Here is a 17,391-nt window from a genome sequence, read left to right as displayed (position 1 = left end):
AGCTGTGAGCTGTGAGCTGTCGGTTCTCACCCGCCACCGCCACCGCCACCGCCACCGTCCCGTGCCGCCGTGTCGCCCGACGGGACGTAGAGGACGCCGGTGGTGACGGGTTCGGCGGGGGTCTCGCCGAAGCGCGACAGGTAGTGCCGATCCGTACGCCTGCCGATGGCGGCGCGGACGACGCCCGGGGCCACGGCGTGCGCCCGGACGAGGAAGCGCGCGAACAGACCGACGACGACGCGCCTCGGCCGGTGCTTCGCCGCGCGCACGACGGCCCGGGCGACCCGCTCGGGCCGGACCACCGGGGGCAGGGCCCGCACGCTGCGCCCGGTGTGGTTGGCGGCGTGCCGGAAGAACGGGGTGTCGACCCCGCCCGGCAGGACGGTGCAGACGGAGACTCCGCGGGCGCCGGCGAGCGCGAGTTCCTGGCGGAGCACGTCGTCGAAGGTGACCAGCGCCGCCTTGGACATCGCGTACGCCGACATGTACGGCGCCCGGACGACCCCGCCGAGCACCGAGGAGACGTCGATGAGCACGCCGCTGCCCTGCCGCCGCATGACGGGAACGGCGGCGCCGGCCCCGTGGACCACTCCCATCACGTTGACGTCCAGGAGACGGCGTACGTCCTCACTGGGCGTCCGGTCGGCGTGGCCGAGGATGCCGACACCCGCCACGTTCACCCAGACGTCGATCCGGCCGTGCCGTGCGAGGGCCGCCGCCGCCAGGGCGTCCACGGCCCCGGCGTCGGTGACATCGGTGGGTACTGCCAGCGCGTCGGCCGCCCGGTGTGCCGCCGCGCATCGCCGCGCCACCTCGTCGAGGGCGGCCCCGCTCCGCGCGGCGAGCACCAGTCGGGCGCCGCGCCGGGCGAAGGCCAGGGCCACGGCGCACCCGATGCCGCTGGACGCGCCGGTGACCACGACGACCCGGTCACGTATCCGGTCGTTGCCACGCTTTCCCATGCCACGGCGTCTGACCCCTTCGCGGGCACTTCATGCGCCCGCCGCGGCTCCTTCTGCGCGCGCCGCACCCTCGTACGCGCGGGTGTGCGATCACGACCGGGGTCCGCCTAGCCTGGAAGTCCGACAGGGCCTCCCGGGGAGGCGCGCCACGCGCCCGAGGGGAAGCCGTGCGCACCGGTCGTGGACGTGAGGGGCGCCCAGGGAAGGAGTCCGTCATGGAGACGGCTGTACGGGGCATGCTGAACACCTACCCGGCCGACCTCGGAGGTGTCGACGCCGACGCCATGGCCCGGTGCATCGAGGAGTGCATCGCCTGCGCGCAGGCGTGTACGGCGTGCGCGGACGCGTGCCTGTCCGAGGGCATGGTCGGGGACCTCACCAAGTGCATCCGCACCGACATGGACTGCGCCGACATCTGTACGGCCACGGCCGCCGTCCTGTCCCGCCACACCGGCTACGACGCCAACATCACCCGTGCGATCGTCGCCGCCTGCCAGATCGCCTGCCAGGCCTGCGCGGACGAGTGCGAGCGGCACGCCGACGTCCACGAGCACTGCAGGCTCTGCGCCGAGGCCTGCCGCAGCTGCGCACAGGCGTGCGCGCGGCTCCAGGACCGACTGGGCTGAACTCCGGCGGTCCCGGCTGAGCCCCGGCGGTCAGGCGCTCGGGGCCGGCAGGGCGACACCCGGCCCGCCGAGTTCGCCCGGCGCAACCGGGCGCCCGGCCACCGCAAGGAGCAGCGGAAGAACGGGGCCGTTCACCTCCGGGCCGGCCCCGAGCGCCAGGTCGGCGTCCGTGGCGACGAGCCGGACCCGCGCCGGCAGCTCCTCGGCCCCGCCGAACGCCGCGGGGGTACGCCCCTGCAGACGGAGCGTCCTGACGACGGCCGTCGGCGGGTAGCGGCTGGTGAGCCCCAGGGGCCGCCCCTCGATGAGCGCGGCCCGCTCCGCGTGCACCATCGCCCAGACGTCGACGTCATCCCTCACGGCTCCTCCTTCGTCGAACACAGCGTCCACGGGGAGGACACCGAGGACAGCGCGAACTCATCGGGTTCCCGGCGAACTTTCCGTTATCCGGTTCCGGCCCCGGGGTCTCCCATGGGCCGGCATCGAACGGATGGGACGTACAGGTGAACCAGGGCATGGGCGCGAGCACGGAAGTCGTGGAACTGATCAGGGCGGCGCAGAGCGGCGACCCGTGGGCGAGAGACCGGGTGATCGCCACCCATCTGCCCCTGGTCTACAACCTGCTGGGCCGCGCCCTGAACGGACACCGGGGTGTCGACGACCTCGTACGGCAGACGATGGTGAGGGCGCTCGACGGACTCGACGGACGCGAAGGCCCGGGAGGCTCGGGAGGTCCGAGGGATCCGGGCGGATTCCGCCCCTGGCTGCTGGCCCTCGCCCTGCACGCCGTCCGCGAGCACGCGCAGCGGTCCTCCCTCCTCGGCGCCGACGGCGTGCCCGCCGCGCAGGGCCCGGACTTCGCGCATCTGACCGTGGAGCGGCTCCGTCTGTCGGGCCAGAGCCGCGAGGCCGCCGAGGCGGCCCGCTGGATCGAGCCCGAGGACAGCGCACTGCTGGCCCTGTGGTGGCTGGAGTGCGGTGGCGAGGTCGGTCGGCACGAGGTCGCGACGGCTCTGCGGTGGTCCGACGAGCACACCGCGGCCCGGTGGGAGGGGATCCGGCTCAGGGTCGAGGCCGCCCGGGTCGTCGTCGCGGTGCTGGCGGCGGATCCGCCGTGCCAGGGCCTGAGGTACGAGGCGGCGACATGGGACGGTCACCCCTCCGCCCCGTGGCGCGAGCACCTGGCATGGCACATACGCGGCTGCGTGCGCTGCGCCGCGTGCTGCGACGGCCTCGTACCGATCGAGGCCCTGGTGGCGGGACTGCCGCTGGTTCCTTCGCCGACGCACCTCCTCACGGAGGTCCGGGGGCCGCGAGCGTACGATCCGTCCGGACGACAGGAGGCCGTGAAGCCGCGGACCGCGCCCACCACCCCCGCCGCCGACCCCGCCGTCACCCCCGCCCGGACGGCACAGGGTCCGCGGAGCTCCCGGAGCACCCGTCGTCGCCGACGTCAGGAGAGGGAACGCGGTCGCCGCAGGGTGATCGTGACCACGGGGCTCGCGGTCATGGCGCTGGCCGGCGGATCGTTCTACCTGAGCCCCGGGCGCGGGGGAGGCGGGGACGGCCTCGACCGCGCGGCGGCCCCGGCTCCGGACCTGCCCTCCGGGGCGCACGAGCCGGCGGGCCTCACCCCCGCCCCCTCGACCTCGTCGGGTCCGGCCTCCGCGACCGCCTCCGCCCCGCCCGCCACCCCGGCCACGCCCTCGCTCGGCGCCCGCACCAAGGCCGCCACCACGTCCGCCCGCCCGGCCCCCACCGCCACTCCCTCGCCGGCGAAGACGGCCGCTCCCCGTACCTCGGCGCCCGAACCCGAGCCCACCCGCACCGGTACGGGTTCGGACACAGGAGCAGGAGCAGGAGCAGGAGCAGGAACAGGAACAGGGGCGGGCGCGCAGGGCGGGTCCGGTAACGGCTCGGTCGCCGACCAGGTGATCAGCCTCGTCAACGCTGAGCGCGCGAAGGCCGGCTGCGGCCCTCTCGCGGCGAACGCGACCCTGGCCGACGCGGCTCAGGGCCACTCCGACGACATGGCCGCGCGCGACTTCTTCGACCACACCAACCCCGACGGCGAAGGACCGGGCGAGCGCGTCACCGAGTCCGGCTACCCGTGGTCGACGTACGGGGAGAACATCGCGATGGGCCAGAGCACTCCGGAGCAGGTCATGGAGGCCTGGATGAACAGCCCGGGCCACCGCGCGAACATCCTCAACTGCGACTTCAAGGAGATAGGGATAGGCGTCCACACCGCAGGCGGTCCCTACTGGACGCAGGTGTTCGGGGCCCGTTGACGCCACGGCCCGGCGGCCCCGAACCGGCACCTCGTCCGCGTCAGCCGCAGTGGTACGTGAACGAGGCAGCCGACGAGTGGGCGGTGGGCGAGGTGATGACGAGGCGTGCCACGGCCTGGTGCGTACCGGGTCCGTGGAACGTCCACAGGAGGTGGAGCCTGGCCTCCTCCTGCCCGCGGGCCAGTCGTTCGCGCAGCGGGGCCGACCGGGTTCCGTCGCTGCGTTCCCAGCGGTACGTGAGGGCGCCAGGACGCCCGTCCGTCCGTACGACCCCCACGACGTCGGCCGTCCCGTCACAGCCGAGGCGCTGTTCGGCGGCGGTGACCGTGACGTCCCGTACCGCGACGCGGGGCCCGTAGTGCTGCCAGGCGAGGAGGGCGAGGACGGCGGCCAGTACGACCGCGGCGAGCGCGTACCGGCGCGGCCACCGGGCGCGCGCGGGTCGTGGTGCGGGGGCACCGGGGAGGGTGCCGTGCCAGATCTCGACGGCGGTGGGGGTGTTCCCCGCGCGTCGTACGGCGGCCGCGGTCACTCCGGGGCCGAACCGCAGGACCTCGCCTTCGGCGGCCCGGACGGGGGTCGCTTCGGGCGTCGGACGCTCGAACCAGTGGCTGCCGAGTTCGGTGGCGCTGTAGTCGTCGTCGTTCATGAGATCGTGCACCGCCGGATGAAGATCTGCTGCAGGGAGCCGCCGTTCGCGGCGGCGGGGTCGGTGGTGGCGCGCGTCCCCCAGTAGCACCCGGTGCCCCGGACGTCATGGGTGAGCGTGAGGGTGTAGCGGGTGGCGCCTTCGCGGCGGAAGGTCTCGGAGCCGTCGGGTGCGCCGGGCGATCCCTTCTCGTCCCCGGTGAACCACTCGACGAGGATCGTCACGGGTCCCGTCCCGTCCGTGCTGACGTCGACGGTGGCCGTGGCGGTGGTCGGCCCGGTCTGTCGCAGGCCGGTGACGGAGACCGCCGTCACGGAGACCGGCGGGGTGGGGGGAGCGGTCGTCGGGGGCGTGCTGGTCGGGGTCGCCGGCGGGGTGTCGGTCGGCGGTGGCGTCGGGGGAGACGTCGTGCCCGCGGGGACGGTCGGCGTCGGGGTGTCGGTCGGCGCGGTGGTCGTGCCGTCGGTGGGGGACGCGTCCGGGGTGTCGCTCGGCCCGGGGCTCTCCGACGAGGAGGAGGGCTCAGGAGTCGTCGGCGTCGGAGGGGGAGCCGTCGACGGGGGAGCCGTCGACGGTGTCGCGCCGGGACCCGGCGGGAGCGTGGTCGGCACGGTGCTCGTGGTGGCGAAGGCCTCGGCGGCCTCGTCGCCGGCGGATTCGCCTCCGGCCCGCGCGGCGAGGGCGAGCAGCAGCGCCAGGACGAGCGCGGCCGCACCCGCGGGCAGCCCGCGGGGAAGACGCCACCGGAAGCGGGGCTGCGGGGAGGCCAGTGTCGTGGTGGCGAGCGACGTCAGGCCCTCCGACGCACCGCCGGAGGAGGGGAACAGCAGGGGCAGGAGCGCGGCGAGCGCGGCCAGCCGCCCCCGGCCCCGCTCTTCCCAGTCCGGTCCGTACGCGGCCGTGGCGACCGACTCCAGCTCGCTCACGAACGCGGCGGCGTTCTCCGGCCGTTCGTGCGGCGACTTGGCGAGGCCGCGCCGGATGAGCGGGCGCAGCGGCTCCGGTGCCTGCCCGTCGGGAACGGGCGTGTCCAGGTGCTGGAGGGCGAGTTCGGCGAAGTTGTCGCCGGAGAACGGCTTGTGCCCGGTCAGGCACTCGAAGAAGGTGGCGGTCGCCGCGTAGACGTCGGCCGCGGGGGAGGCGGGAGCGCCGTTCCACTGCTCGGGCGCCATGTAGGCGGGCGTTCCCGCGACTCCCGGTGTCGCACCACGGCCGGTCGCGATGCCGAAGTCGACCAGCTTCGACGACCCGTCGGCGGAGACGAGGACGTTCTCGGGCTTGTAGTCGCGGTGGACGACGCCGGCCCGGTGAGCGGCGGCGAGGCCGAGCAGCGAGCCCTTCAGCACGACGAGAGCGGCCTCGGGGCCGGTGGATCCCTCCCGCGCGAGGAGGGCGCGCAGCGCGACGCCGTCGACGAGCTCCATCACGATGGCCGCGCCCCGCGGAGCCTCCACGTACTCGTAGAAGCCCACGACGTGGGGGGTGTCCAGCTCCCCGAGCAACCGGGCCTCGGCCCGGAACCCGTGCACGAACGTGTCGTCCGAACAGAACCGCTCACTCAGGTACTTCACGGCGACGGGCAGGCCACTGCCGTCGTGCCTGGCGAGCACGACACGCCCGCTGCCGCCGGCCCCCAGCTCCCGGACCTCGGTGTACCCCGGGACCACCCATGCGTCCATCCCCGCCCCCTCGACGCCGTGCCCGTCACTTCCCCTGACAGGGACAGATTCTCGCCACGGCCGGTTCCCGGCGGAAGGGGAGAGTCTGAGGTCAGTCCCCCTCCACGCCCGACAGGGCCTCGGTGATCAGACGGGTGGCGAAGTCGCGGTCGTCGGTGATCCGGTTGATGTGCTCCGCGAGCAGGAAGGCGGTGGCCTCCAGGGGATTCATCTCCTCGCTGGTCCAGTCGCCGTACTGCCGTCGCCAGAGGCTGGGGCTCAGACCGGTGCCCGCCGCGACGACCAGGCCGGCCATGGTGGGGATGGCCTCGGGTCGGATGCTCCTGGGCATCATGCGCATCGCGGCCACGAGGGTGGGCACCACGTACTCGATGACGTCCTTGTCATGCTCTTCGTGGGCCATGCGCAGCCACTTCATGAACATGAAGATGAGCGTGCACGCGCCGTCCAGCAGGTCGTGGGCTTCCTCGGGGCTCATGGACGCGGTGAACTGCTCGATCAGCTCCTGCTGTTCGGCGTCGGCCCCGGTCCTGCCGTCATAGATGGCCTTGAGTCGCGAGTCGATGACCATGAGGGCCCCGCCCACATCGCCGGCGGGGGCGAACCGGGGGTCGCAGGACGATGTCACAGGCTTCCTCCTCAGGCGACGGCGACCGCGGAAGGCAGCGCGCGGTACGTCCGTACGGTAGACCGCCGAACGGGCGGAGGTCTGCCGAATCCGGAGGGGGACGTTCGTACGAGATCGGACCCACGGCACGCGCGTGCCTCTGCTCCACCCGGTGGACGACTGGACCTGGACCTGGACCTGGACCTGGACCTGGACCTGGACCTGGACCTGGACCTGGACCTGGACCTGGACCTGGACCTGGACCTGGACCTGGAACAGCGGGCGGCGGCGAGGAGCGAACGGTGCGGACGGACAGGCGGTCGCCGATCGACACGGAGGCGGCCGACCCCGACGCCGGGTGGCTCTCGACCGTGATGCACGTGGCGTTCTTCGTCCTCCTGTGCTCGTCGCTGACCCGCTATCTGATCGTCCACCCCGGGGCGCCCTCCACCCCGTGGGTGAACGTCCTCGCCTTCGCGCTCGCCCTGCTGTACGTGCTCGGTCCGATCCTCGGCCCCCAGCACGCCGGCGCGCGCGGCGCGGCTCCCGGCACGGCCGCCGGGCTCTGGCTCGCGGCCGTCATCGGAGTCTGGTTCGCGCTGGTGATCCTCGCGCCGAGCTTCGGCTGGTGCGCGGTCCCGCTGTACTACACAGGCCTGCGCTCCCTGAGCCCCCGGTACTCGATCATCCTGATCGCCCTCATGACCGCCATCGTCGTGGGCGCGCAGGCCAAACTGCGGCTGCGCTACGGGTTCGACCCGAACCTGCTGTTCGCGCCACCGGCCGGCGCCGCCGTGGCCACCGCCGTCTTCATCTACTCCCAGCGCCAGGCCGAGCGGCTGCACACCGTGATCACCGATCTCGTCCGCACCCGCAGGGAGCTGGCCGCGACCGAACGCCGCGAGGGCACGCTCGCCGAACGCCAGCGGCTCTCCATGGAGATCCACGACACCCTCGCCCAGGGCCTGTCCAGCCAGCAGATGCTGCTCCAGGCCGCCGAGCGACTGTGGGACAGCGACCCGGCGGCAGCCCGCCGCCACATCCGCACCGCCGAGTCCATCGCCGAACACAACCTCGCCGAGGCGCGGCGCTTCGTCCACGACCTCGCTCCCGCCGACCTGGCGGGCGGCGGTGGTCTCGGCGAGGCGCTGCGCACCCTCGCCGACCGAGAGACCTCCGGCACCCTCCAGGTGCGCTTCCACCAGGACGGCACGCCCGCGACGGCGCTGCCCGAACGGGTGCAGGCGGCGCTGCTGCGGATCGCGCAGGGGGCGCTCGCCAACGTCCGCGAACACGCCGGCGCCACCACGGCGGCCCTGACCCTCAGTCACCTGGACGACCAGGTCGTCCTGGACGTCGCCGACGACGGCCGAGGCTTCGATCCGGTCGAGAAGCCCGGCGGGCTGCGCGGCCACGGACTGCCCGCGATGCGGGCCCGCGTCCGGCAGCTCGGCGGCACCCTCACCATCGAATCGACCCCCGGCGAGGGCACCGTGCTGAGTGCCGCGATCCCCCTGGTCCCCGACACCGTGACGTGAGCGCCCCCAGAGGCGTACGGGCGGGCCCGGAGGCCGGCCACGGAGGGCCGTGGGGTGGAGCGGGGCCCGACGCCACCCGGAAAGGCCGCGGCGCGGCCGGGTGAGGGGAAGCACCGTTCGCACGGTGCTCTCCTCGCACCCGGCCGGCCGGAACCGCGGGGGCCTTGGCGGCGAGGCCGTCAGCCGTCGTGGCGGGCCGCCTCAGGGGTACGCCGTACTCCGAACGCGGCGAGCGCCGCACCGGCGACGCACAGCGCCCCGGCCACCAGCACGGCGGTGTGCACGCCGTTCATGAACGCCAGGTGGCTTCCCTCGGCGACGGCGGCCCTGAGCCGGTCGGGCATCTCGGCGGAGACGGGAGCGACTCCCATGGCCACCGCGTCCTTCGCCTCCTGCAGACCGGCCGCCGCGGAGGCGGGAACCCCCGCGGAGGTCAGTTCACCGGTCAGGGTGGAGCCGACCCGGCTGCTGATGAGGGACACGAGCACGGACGTGCCGAGCGCGCCGCCGATCTGCAGGGCGGTCGCCTGCAGGCCGCCCGCCACGCCGCCGTCCCTGACCGGGGCGTTGCCGACGATGGCGTCGGAGGAGGACGCCATCACCATGCCCACGCCGAGACCGAGTGCGATGAACGGCGGCCACATCGTGGCGTACGAGGAGTCCGGGGTCCAGCCGAGCATGAGGAAACAGGCGATGCCCTGGAGCGCCATGCCGAGCGGCATGGTGAGCCGCGGGCCGAAACGGTCGGTGAGCGCCGCCCCCAGCGGCGAGGCCACGACCGAAGCCAGGCTCAGCGGCAGGGTGCGCACACCCGCTTCGACGGGGGTGAAGCCGCGGACGTTCTGCAGGTAGAGCATGACGAAGAAGATCACGCCGAGCAGGACGAAGAAGTTCAGGGCGGTGATGATCGTGCCGATGGTGAGAGCAGGGCTGCGGAACAGGCGCATGGGCAGCAGCGGTGACGCGACATGGTTCTCCACGTAGCCGAAGACCAGCAGGACCGCCACGCCCACCGCGATCACGCTGAGCGTGCCGGCCGATGTCCAGCCCCACGTCTCGCCCTTGACCACGCCGAACACGACGGCGAGCAGGCCGATCGCGAGCAGGACGACTCCGGGGACGTCGAACTTCCCGTTCGCCTCGGCGCTGTTCTTGCTCTGGGGCAGGACGAGGGCGCTGAACACGAGCGCGACGATGCCGATGGGGAGGTTGATGTAGAAGACGGACTCCCAGGTGACGTGTTCAACGAGCAGGCCGCCGACGATGGGCCCGAGCGCGGTGGACACGGAGGAGACCATGGCCCAGATGCCGACCGCCATGCCGAACTTCTTCGGCGGGAAGACCGCGCGCAGCAGACCGAGCGTGTTGGGCATCAGCAGGGCGCCGAAGAGGCCCTGCACCGCCCGGAAGGCGATGACGCCCTCGATCGATCCGGCGAGCCCGATGGCGACGGACGCGGCGGTGAAGCCGGCGACGCCGATCAGGTAGAAGGTGCGGCGTCCGAACCGGTCGCCGAGCTTGCCGCCGAGAATGAGGGTCGCCGCGAGGGCCAGCAGATACGAGTTGGTGACCCACTGGAGGTCCGCGGTGGACGCGCCCAGGTCCTGGCCGATCGCGGGGTTCGCTATGGCGACGACCGAGCCGTCGAGGCCGACCATGAAGAGGCCGAAGGAAACGGCGATCAAGGTGAGCCACGGGTTGGCGCGCGGGCCGCCGGGCTTGTCGACGGCTGGCGAAGGGGCCGCGAGAGAAGGTGACTTGATGGTGCCGGAGGGCATGATGGTGCGCCTGTCCTTTGTACGTCATGATGAAGGGCGCGGACACGGGGCGTGCCCTGTCCGCGGAAACGACGGAACCTGCGTCCGGTACGCGGACGACCGGAGCGCGGACGACCGAAGCGCGGAAGAGGGAGCGCCTCGCGGCAGCCCGCACGCCGGACCCAGGGGATCCGGCGCGCGTGCTCAGTGGGCGGCGGGGCGGTGCAGGTTCCGGTTGAGCGACTGGAGCGCGCCCAGAGCGGAGCCGAGGGCGTCGAGCTCGCCCTCGGTCATGGTGCGCAGGGCCCGCGCGAAGTGGGCTCCCATGAGGCGGTTGACCTCGGCGACCTCCCGGCGGGCGGTCGCGGTCAGGTGGAGGTGCGCCACGCGCTTGTCGGAGGAGTCCTGCCGACGCTCGAGGAGCCCCTGGTCCGTCAGCTGCCTGACCAGCGCGCTGACGTTGTTCGGCTTCATCAGCAGGGCCTCGGCGCTCTCGCGCACGGTGACGCCGTCGTGGGCCTGGACGTGCCGCAGCAGCGCGAGCTGGGCCTCGGGAGGCTTGGGGAGCGGAGGGTCCTGGTCGATGTGCCGTTCCACGGCCCGCGCCAGCGCCGGCAGGCACGCCACGAGGCCGGCGGCCACGTGGTCGATGTCCTGAGGGGACGCGGGGTTGTCGGGCATGCCATCACTCTAAGTATGGCGAGATATGTATGTCAAAATAGGTAACGAGCTGTCCGCGGTGCCGGCTCACCAGGCGTCGGGCTCACCGGGCGTCGACGGCGGCGCTCGCACCGGTGCCCGGACCGGCGGCCGGCAGAGGCGGCAGCGCGGCGAGCACGGCGGCGGCCTGGACCTCCGGGTCACCGGTCGCGGTGGTGGCATAGGTGTCGCGCCGGCGGTTCCAGGCGTCGTCGTGGAGGAACCAGTCGATGGGCGCGGGGGCGCCGCCGGAGACGAGCGCGGCGTCCAGGCCGTCCAGGCACCTCTCCCAGCGCGGCGCGTAGAACCCGGAGACGAGCCCGGCCCACTCACGGTTGGCGTAGTCGTGCAGCCGGCCGGCCTCGCTTCCGGAGCGATGGCCCCACGTGGTGAGGATCGACCGGGCGTCGTACTCGAGCAGTGCCCGCTCCGCGTCCGTGGAGCCCCAGCTCCTGGCGTCCGCCAGCCACGGTCCGAGGAGGAAGCGCTCGTCGGTGGCGAGCAGCCGGTCCAGGAGCGCCATGTCGTCCCGCCACTCCTGGGCGCGCGAGCGGAACTCGGCGAGGTTCCCCGCGTCGTAGGCGGACTTGATCTCGGGAAGCAGCGTACGGCTGCGGTTCGCCAGCGCCTGCCGGGTCACGTCGACCAGGTCGAAGCGGTAGGCGTCACTGGCGCGCAGGGCGGGGGCGACCCGGAGCAGCTCGGCCAGGGCGCGGTGGACGGTCGCGGCGTCGTAGCGCATCATCCGGGGGCTCCAGGCGGCGGCAGCGGTGGCCGTCAGGCTGGGCCGGGCGGTGAACAGGCTGTCCTGGGGTTCGCTCCAGCGCCCGGCCGGCGTGCTGTACGGGCCGGTGCGCAGCAGCTCCCACGCCTCGGCGGCATGGGGGTCGTGGCCGCCGTAACGCTGGGTGGCGTACTCGGCGAACCACTGCCGCTGGTCGATCGGCGCCCGCGACCAGCCGAGCTCGGTGAAGAGCTCGAAGGCGGCGGGGTTGGTACCGGTGCCCTCCGGCAGATACGCGATGCCCTGGAGCATGCTGCCCGGCTTGGTGCGTGCCCGCTCGAAGCGGTCGAGCCACACGCCGGTGTTGGCGCCGATCGTGGTGTGCCCGCCGAAGTTGCTGATGGCGCCGAACGCGTACGGCGTGCCGCTCCAGGAGGCGTCACGGTCGAGGCTGGGTCCCGTGTCATAGCGGTCCGACAGGCCGTCCACGACGAGGAGCCTGCTCTTGTCGACCGCGCTCAGGGTGGCGGCCGACGGGTTGTCCTGCCAGCCCAGCAGGACCCAGGTGGCCCCGGGGTGAGCGGTCTGGAGCTGCCGCATGACCGCGCCGGCCGCGTCGGCGAGCGGTACGTCACCGGCCTTGCCGCCCTCGTGCAGCAGATCCATCTTGAACATGGTCGCGCTGCCGAAACGGGCCTGCTGGTGCCGGTAGAAGGCCTCTGCGACCCTCGGGAACATGTCGTTGCGCGGGTCGAGCCAGTCGGGGCGGGCGAATCCGACCCAGGTGCCCTGCGGCACGATCCGTGCCGAAGGGTTCCTGTCGCTGAAGCCCGGTGGGACGGTTCCGAAATAGCCGGGCAGGACGGCCCGCATGCCCAGCTCCTTCAGCCGGTCGACGATTCTGCGGCCCAGAGCGGCACGCCTGTCGATCAGCTCCTCGTTCACCGGCCCCGCGAAGGCGGACATGTTCTGCATCAGCCACCACGGCTGGTGGGCCGGGCCGGGGATCCACGCCTCGATCTCGGCCTTGGAGTAGCCGAACTCCTGGAACGCGTCGAAGTAGACCGCCTCCGCGCCCGTCTGTACGAAGACCTCGTTCACGCCGTGCAGGGCGAGCAGATCGATCTGCCGCTCGAAGTCCTCCCAGGTCCGATACGGGCCCGAGTACCCGGCGTCGGTGTCGTTCAGCGCGAACCGGTGAGCCACCGACGCGTCCTCCCGTACGGCGACTCGGGGGGCCGGCAGCACGGCGGGCAGCCGCGAGGTGCTCCGCCCGGGCCAGCCGATGTCCACCCGCGCGGTGTGTTTCAGGTAGTGGTCGACGCCCCTGAGGATGACCGCCGGGCTGGTTCCCGTCACCCGCACGGCACCGGTGCCGCCGGTCACGGTGAAGTAGTCGCCCGAAGGCGGACAGGGCACCTGGAACAGCAGGAACTGCCTGTGGTGCCGGGGAAGCAGCCGCGCGAGAGCGGACCGCGCGGGATGCCCCCCTCCGGCCGGGACGGCTGTGGCGAGGGCCGGCGCGACCGCGGACGCGGGCACGGCCGGGTCGGCAGGGGTCAAGCCCGAGGCCGTCGGCGTCAGAGCCGAGAGGACGGCCAGGGCGGCCGGCAGGAGAGGAGTTCTCACCAGGGGACTCAAGGGGACTCCAGGGAAACGTGTGCAAGACGAGTCGATGGGCCCACCTCGGCACGATGCCACCTGCCCATGAGCGAAGAGTAGTGTCACGACTCCTTTACGTGAGTGAGGCCGTGGTGGTACCGGCCGCGCGCCGGTAGCCTCGCGAGGATGACAGTGGGTACCCGGGACACACGACTGGTCGTGCTGCGAGGCAACAGCGCCTCGGGCAAGTCGTCCGTCGCGGCCGGCCTCCGCGACAGATTCGGCCGCGGCCTGGCCCTCGTCGGCCAGGACAACCTCCGCCGGATCGTCCTGCGCGAACGGGACCGGCCGGGCGCGGTGAACATCGGCCTGATCGACCTGACCGCCCGCTACGCCCTGGACGCCGGATACCACGTCGTCGTCGAAGGGATCCTCTACGCCGACCACTACGGCGAGATGCTGGCCCGGCTGCGCGCCGACCACAACGGTCCGACCCACGGCTACTACCTCGACGTCCCGTTCGAGGAGACTGTCGCCCGGCACGCCACCAAGCCCATCGCGAACGAGTTCGGCGAACCGGAACTACGCGGCTGGTACCGGCAGCGGGACCTGCTGCCCGGCGCCGTCGAAACCGTCATCGGTGCCGAAAGCGCCGTGCACGAGACGGTCGAACGCATCATGCGCGACACCGGCCTGGACCGGCTCCCCGCGCGGGAACGCTGATCGGCACATCAGCTGAGGTCAGGTCAGTTCATGAGCAGAAGCCGGGTGTTCGACACGAGCTTCCGGTTGACGCTGGTGCTCTGCACGAAGATCGTGAACTCGTCGTTGTGGTCCGGCTTGACGCGTACCTCCACGTCCGGCAGACCGAGAAGGGACCGGGCCTCGGGCCCGGTGTACACCAGGTCGGTCTGCTTCTCCAGGACCGCGATCTGCTTCCGGGCCTGGATCTTCTCCGGCTTGCTGAGCTGGTAGAAGGCACCACCGGTGCGGTACGTGTGACCGGATTCGACGACCCAGTCCCGGATGCCCGCGTCGCGAGCCACCGGAATCAGCCGGTAGTCCGACTGCTTCACCGGGGTGAGGCCGGCCGCCTTGATGGTGTCCTTGTTGACCGCCTCCGCACCCGCGGAGAACACGGCCCGGGACCCCCGGATGCCCTTGGTGCGGCCCACCATGAACTTCTCGGTGGCCTCCTGGATGACCTGACCGGCCTCTTCGAGGCCCTGGGTGCTCGTGGCGTCCCAGATGGCGATGTTGTCCTTCGGGAAGCCGTACTGCATGGCCTCGCGCTTGCCCATCTGGTCCGGAACGAGGACGGCCAGCGTCCAGTTGTCCTGCTGCGTCGCGATCATCTCGGCCACGGCCCGGACCAGTTCGCGGGGCTCCTTGGAGGGCGCACCCGGGCAGCGGTGGCTCGCGTTCTCCTGCCCGTCGGTGAGCACGAACGTCAGGAAGCTGTGGTCGCCGTACAACTGGGCCGTCTGCGCCAGCTCCCCCTGCGACTTCAGCGCGGCCGCCAGCAGGGCCGTCATGCCACCGACCCGGTACAGCTGCTTCAGGGACGGCATCCGCAGCACGTCCTTGTCGTAGATGACGCACTGGACCTTGTCCGCGAACACGTACACCGTGACGCGGGTCTCCTGGTCCAGCTCCCTGGACCGGCGGGCGAGGTAGGCGATCTGCTGGTCGGCGACTTCGACGACCTTGCCGCTCAGCCGCGACATGGACGAACTGGCGTCCAGCACGAGAGCGACGTGGTTGATGTAGTTCTGGGTCACGGACAAGGCGACTCCCCCTCTTTCCGGATCGATGCTCCTAACGTCTCACCCACCACTGACAATCGATCAGAGGTCCGAACCCCCTCTGAAGCGCCGCCCGTCGGAGCCACCGCTCGTCAACCTGACAACGACCCGGGTGACGGACGCTGACCTGCCGTTTCCCGGCCGGGACGCCTGTGACGGCGAAGGCCGCGCTAGATACGTCGAGTGGATGAGCGAGATGATCACCGAGCGCCGCAGCCGGATGCCGTGCCGACGGACGGCCGACGTCCTTGCCCACGGTCGCCCGACGAGGGGACCGGCCCAGAGGAACCGCGGCGCGCCATGAAGGAGGTCGGTGCGATCCCCACCGCACCCCGGGCGCTGCCCCTGATCGGGCACGTCGTTCCGCTGCTGCGGGATCCGCTGGCGTTCCTGAACTCGCTGCCCGACCTCGGCGAGCTGGTCCGCATCCGGCTCGGCCCCCTCGCCGTCATCGTGATCTGCGATCCGGAACTGACCCGGCGGGCTCTGCTGGACGACCGCGTCTTCGACAAGGGCGGCCCGCTCTACGACCGCCTACGAGAGGTGATCGGCGACGGAGTGGTCTCCTGCCGGCACCAAGCGCACCGCCGGCTCCGGCGGCTGTCCCAGCCGGCCTTCCACCAGGCCCGGCTTCCGGACTACGCACGGGCCATGACCGGCTGCGTGCAGGAGACGACCGATTCCTGGAGCCCCGGCCAGGTCCTGGACGTCCCCGCCGAGATGATGACGACCAGCTCCAGAATCATCACGGCGACCCTGTTCTCCGACACCCTGCCCTCGACCGCGCACGGCCGTCTGGTCGACGATGTCACCACTGTGGTCAAGAGCCTCTACCAGCGCATGTTCCTGATCCCGCCGCTGGATCGTCTGCCCACCCCGGGCAACCGCGCCCACCTCGCCGCCCGCGCCCGCCTGCACGACACCGTCGGGCGCATCATCGCCCAGCGCCGCGCCGACGGCGTCGACCACGGCGATCTGCTCTCGGCCCTGGTGGCGGCCCACGACCCCGAGGACGACCGCCCCGGGATGACCGGCGCCGAGATCAGCGACACGGTCGTCTCCTTCGTCCTGGCCGGCATCGAGAGCACCGCCGCCACGCTGTCCTCGGCCCTGGACCTGCTGGCCCGCCACCCCGAAGTCGAGCGGGGCGTGCACGCCGAGGTCGACACCGTCCTGGCCGGCGCCCCGGCCACCCACGCCGACCTGCCGCGCCTACCACTGACCGAGCGCGTCATCACCGAAACCCTCCGACTGCGCCCGCCCGGCTGGTTCTTCACCCGCGTGGTCACCGCCGACACGCACCTCGGCGGGTACGCGCTGCCGGCGGGGACGAGCATCGCCTACAGCCCCTACCTCATCCACCACCGGCCGGACCTCTACCCCGACCCCGAAGCCTTCGCCCCCGACCGCTGGGCCGCCCCGCACCCCCAACCGCCCCGCCACGCCTTCCTCCCCTTCGCCGCGGGCGCCCGCAAATGCATCGGCGACTCCTTCAGCATGACCGAGGCGACCGTCGCCCTCGCGACCATCGCCGCACGATGGCGCCTGGAACACCTGCCGACCCACCGAGGCCGCCTGGCGGCGGCGGTGACCCTCGAACTCCGGGACCTCCACATGAAGGCCCACCCCCGCACCGCACCACCCGCGCCGACCGCACGCCTCAGGTCGGAACACCCCTGATGCGCGGCACTTTGGTCAGCATCTGGCCGAGGAGGTGCAGGGCTCGTGCCCGCGTGGGCGCGCCGCGCGCCGTTCCCGTCCAGTAGGCGTCGGTGAGCCCTTCTGTGACCGTGAGGATCCGGTCCGCGTCCTGGGAGGCGAGGACGAGGACGAACCGCACGTAGTCGCCGATCTCGGTGCCCGGTGGGTGCTGGTGGATGAAGGTCCGCAGGCGCGGTGTCAGGGCGGACAGGGTGCGGTCCGTCGGGAAGACGACGGCGAGACCGGCAAGAGCCAGCCGAATGGCAGGGGCCTTGACCGGTCCCGAGCCGGTAACCGCCGAACAGCGGTTCGAGGCCCCCGCGGCAGTCTTGGGCCGGGAGGTTTCCTTCGCCGAGCAGCCGCCAGGAGGCACACGCACAGACGGCCGCGGTCCTCGGGACGGGGCCGCGGACGCCGTGCTCGACGTCACCGGCGGCGACGGCAGCGACGAGCTGCTGACGGTGCGGGACACGGCTTCACAGGTCACCGGAACCCCACCCGCCCGTTCTGGCAGTGGGCCGCGGAGAACGCCACCGCCTTCCACTGAAGCGCCTGGAGCTGAGCACGTTCGGCTGTACTGAGGTGGGTACTTCCAGAAGCACGCCGACAGCGGGCGCTTCGATCCGCGCGGGGCCGGTGAGGCGGAAGGTCCGTCCGTCGTCAAGCCCTGGCAAGGCGACGACGAGTGCGCGCTGAGCCACGGAGAACATAAATGCGTCGACAGCGCCCCTCGATACCCGGCACAGTGGCC

General features: G+C 72.3%; 15 protein-coding genes. 5 read left to right on the top strand and 10 right to left on the bottom strand.

Annotation, left to right across the window (positions count from 1 at the left end; all coding sequences use genetic code 11):
* Positions 1 to 26 precede the first annotated feature (26 nt).
* A complete protein-coding gene (locus IO20_RS36975) occupies positions 27 to 962 on the bottom strand; it encodes an SDR family NAD(P)-dependent oxidoreductase (RefSeq protein ID WP_037636503.1) in 936 nt (311 codons plus the stop codon).
* 215 nt (positions 963 to 1,177) lie between these two features.
* Between IO20_RS36975 and IO20_RS0128585 the strand changes: the two genes are divergently transcribed.
* Positions 1,178 to 1,588 (top strand): four-helix bundle copper-binding protein, encoded by a 411-nt coding sequence (locus IO20_RS0128585; protein ID WP_030555012.1) that lies wholly within the window; start codon positions 1,178 to 1,180, stop codon positions 1,586 to 1,588.
* Positions 1,589 to 1,618: 30 nt separating this feature from the next.
* Here IO20_RS0128585 and IO20_RS0128580 read toward each other — a convergent pair whose 3' ends face one another.
* Positions 1,619 to 1,948, bottom strand: a complete 330-nt coding sequence (locus IO20_RS0128580) for a hypothetical protein (RefSeq protein WP_051874741.1) — start codon at positions 1,946 to 1,948, stop codon at positions 1,619 to 1,621.
* A 155-nt stretch (positions 1,949 to 2,103) separates the two neighbouring features.
* Here IO20_RS0128580 and IO20_RS0128575 point away from each other — a divergent pair, with 155 nt between their 5' ends.
* The gene (locus tag IO20_RS0128575; RefSeq protein ID WP_030555009.1) at positions 2,104 to 3,879 is read left to right on the top strand and encodes a CAP domain-containing protein; all 1,776 of its coding nucleotides are present in this window, start codon (positions 2,104 to 2,106) and stop codon (positions 3,877 to 3,879) included.
* 40 nt (positions 3,880 to 3,919) lie between these two features.
* On the opposite strand, the gene IO20_RS0128570 is transcribed toward IO20_RS0128575, so the two are convergent.
* From IO20_RS0128570 to IO20_RS0128560, 3 genes are all read right to left on the bottom strand, one after another.
* Positions 3,920 to 4,528, bottom strand: coding sequence for a hypothetical protein (locus IO20_RS0128570; RefSeq protein ID WP_051874739.1), 609 nt, complete (start codon positions 4,526 to 4,528; stop codon positions 3,920 to 3,922).
* On the bottom strand, positions 4,525 to 6,207 hold the full coding sequence (locus tag IO20_RS0128565) for a serine/threonine-protein kinase (protein WP_030555005.1): 1,683 nt from the start codon (positions 6,205 to 6,207) through the stop codon (positions 4,525 to 4,527). Before IO20_RS0128565 ends, IO20_RS0128570 begins: the two co-directional genes overlap by 4 nt.
* 91 nt (positions 6,208 to 6,298) lie before the next feature.
* Positions 6,299 to 6,835, bottom strand: coding sequence for a hypothetical protein (locus tag IO20_RS0128560; protein ID WP_030555274.1), 537 nt, complete (start codon positions 6,833 to 6,835; stop codon positions 6,299 to 6,301).
* A gap of 353 nt (positions 6,836 to 7,188) precedes the next feature.
* Here IO20_RS0128560 and IO20_RS0128555 point away from each other — a divergent pair, with 353 nt between their 5' ends.
* Entirely contained in the window at positions 7,189 to 8,352 is a 1,164-nt protein-coding gene (locus IO20_RS0128555; RefSeq protein WP_051874788.1) for a sensor histidine kinase, read from the top strand.
* A 179-nt stretch (positions 8,353 to 8,531) separates the two neighbouring features.
* Here IO20_RS0128555 and IO20_RS0128550 read toward each other — a convergent pair whose 3' ends face one another.
* The 3 genes from IO20_RS0128550 to IO20_RS0128540 all read right to left on the bottom strand — a co-directional run bounded on the left by IO20_RS0128550 (position 8,532) and on the right by IO20_RS0128540 (position 13,161).
* Complete coding sequence (locus IO20_RS0128550; protein WP_030555002.1) at positions 8,532 to 10,130, bottom strand: DHA2 family efflux MFS transporter permease subunit; 1,599 nt, start codon at positions 10,128 to 10,130, stop codon at positions 8,532 to 8,534.
* 183 nt (positions 10,131 to 10,313) lie between these two features.
* A complete protein-coding gene (locus IO20_RS0128545; RefSeq protein ID WP_030555000.1) occupies positions 10,314 to 10,790 on the bottom strand; it encodes a MarR family winged helix-turn-helix transcriptional regulator in 477 nt (158 codons plus the stop codon).
* Between the two features lie 82 nt (positions 10,791 to 10,872).
* Complete coding sequence (locus IO20_RS0128540; RefSeq protein WP_245685080.1) at positions 10,873 to 13,161, bottom strand: alpha-N-acetylglucosaminidase; 2,289 nt, start codon at positions 13,159 to 13,161, stop codon at positions 10,873 to 10,875.
* Between the two features lie 159 nt (positions 13,162 to 13,320).
* Here IO20_RS0128540 and IO20_RS0128535 point away from each other — a divergent pair, with 159 nt between their 5' ends.
* Positions 13,321 to 13,857, top strand: coding sequence for a P-loop NTPase family protein (locus IO20_RS0128535; protein WP_030554997.1), 537 nt, complete (start codon positions 13,321 to 13,323; stop codon positions 13,855 to 13,857).
* A gap of 23 nt (positions 13,858 to 13,880) precedes the next feature.
* Here IO20_RS0128535 and IO20_RS0128530 read toward each other — a convergent pair whose 3' ends face one another.
* Positions 13,881 to 14,921 (bottom strand): vWA domain-containing protein, encoded by a 1,041-nt coding sequence (locus tag IO20_RS0128530; RefSeq protein ID WP_030554995.1) that lies wholly within the window; start codon positions 14,919 to 14,921, stop codon positions 13,881 to 13,883.
* Positions 14,922 to 15,239: 318 nt separating this feature from the next.
* On the opposite strand from IO20_RS0128530, the gene IO20_RS0128525 reads away from it, so the two are divergent.
* Positions 15,240 to 16,619 carry a cytochrome P450 gene (locus tag IO20_RS0128525; protein ID WP_030554994.1) on the top strand — a complete coding sequence of 460 codons (1,380 nt, stop codon included), beginning with the start codon at positions 15,240 to 15,242 and terminating at the stop codon, positions 16,617 to 16,619.
* Here IO20_RS0128525 and IO20_RS40420 read toward each other — a convergent pair.
* Positions 16,600 to 17,019 carry a hypothetical protein gene (locus IO20_RS40420; protein ID WP_157850816.1) on the bottom strand — a complete coding sequence of 140 codons (420 nt, stop codon included), beginning with the start codon at positions 17,017 to 17,019 and terminating at the stop codon, positions 16,600 to 16,602. The two genes, IO20_RS0128525 and IO20_RS40420, sit on opposite strands and share 20 nt — an antisense overlap.
* Positions 17,020 to 17,391 lie beyond the last annotated feature (372 nt).

The organism is Streptomyces exfoliatus, from assembly GCF_000725545.1.
GTDB classification, from domain to species: domain Bacteria; phylum Actinomycetota; class Actinomycetes; order Streptomycetales; family Streptomycetaceae; genus Streptomyces; species Streptomyces exfoliatus.
This window is presented reverse-complemented; position numbering and strand designations above follow the sequence as displayed.

Excerpts from the sequence above, each read along its gene's own strand:
- IO20_RS36975 (WP_037636503.1), bottom strand. The coding sequence starts at position 962 with ATGGGAAAGCGTGGCAACGACCGGATACGTGACCGGGTCGTCGTGGTC.
- IO20_RS0128585 (WP_030555012.1), top strand. The coding sequence starts at position 1,178 with ATGGAGACGGCTGTACGGGGCATGCTGAACACCTACCCGGCCGACCTC.
- IO20_RS0128575 (WP_030555009.1), top strand. The coding sequence starts at position 2,104 with ATGGGCGCGAGCACGGAAGTCGTGGAACTGATCAGGGCGGCGCAGAGC.
- IO20_RS0128570 (WP_051874739.1), bottom strand. The coding sequence starts at position 4,528 with ATGAACGACGACGACTACAGCGCCACCGAACTCGGCAGCCACTGGTTC.
- IO20_RS0128565 (WP_030555005.1), bottom strand. The coding sequence starts at position 6,207 with ATGGACGCATGGGTGGTCCCGGGGTACACCGAGGTCCGGGAGCTGGGG.
- IO20_RS0128555 (WP_051874788.1), top strand. The coding sequence starts at position 7,189 with ATGCACGTGGCGTTCTTCGTCCTCCTGTGCTCGTCGCTGACCCGCTAT.
- IO20_RS0128550 (WP_030555002.1), bottom strand. The coding sequence starts at position 10,130 with ATGCCCTCCGGCACCATCAAGTCACCTTCTCTCGCGGCCCCTTCGCCA.
- IO20_RS0128545 (WP_030555000.1), bottom strand. The coding sequence starts at position 10,790 with ATGCCCGACAACCCCGCGTCCCCTCAGGACATCGACCACGTGGCCGCC.
- IO20_RS0128535 (WP_030554997.1), top strand. The coding sequence starts at position 13,321 with ATGACAGTGGGTACCCGGGACACACGACTGGTCGTGCTGCGAGGCAAC.
- IO20_RS0128525 (WP_030554994.1), top strand. The coding sequence starts at position 15,240 with ATGAAGGAGGTCGGTGCGATCCCCACCGCACCCCGGGCGCTGCCCCTG.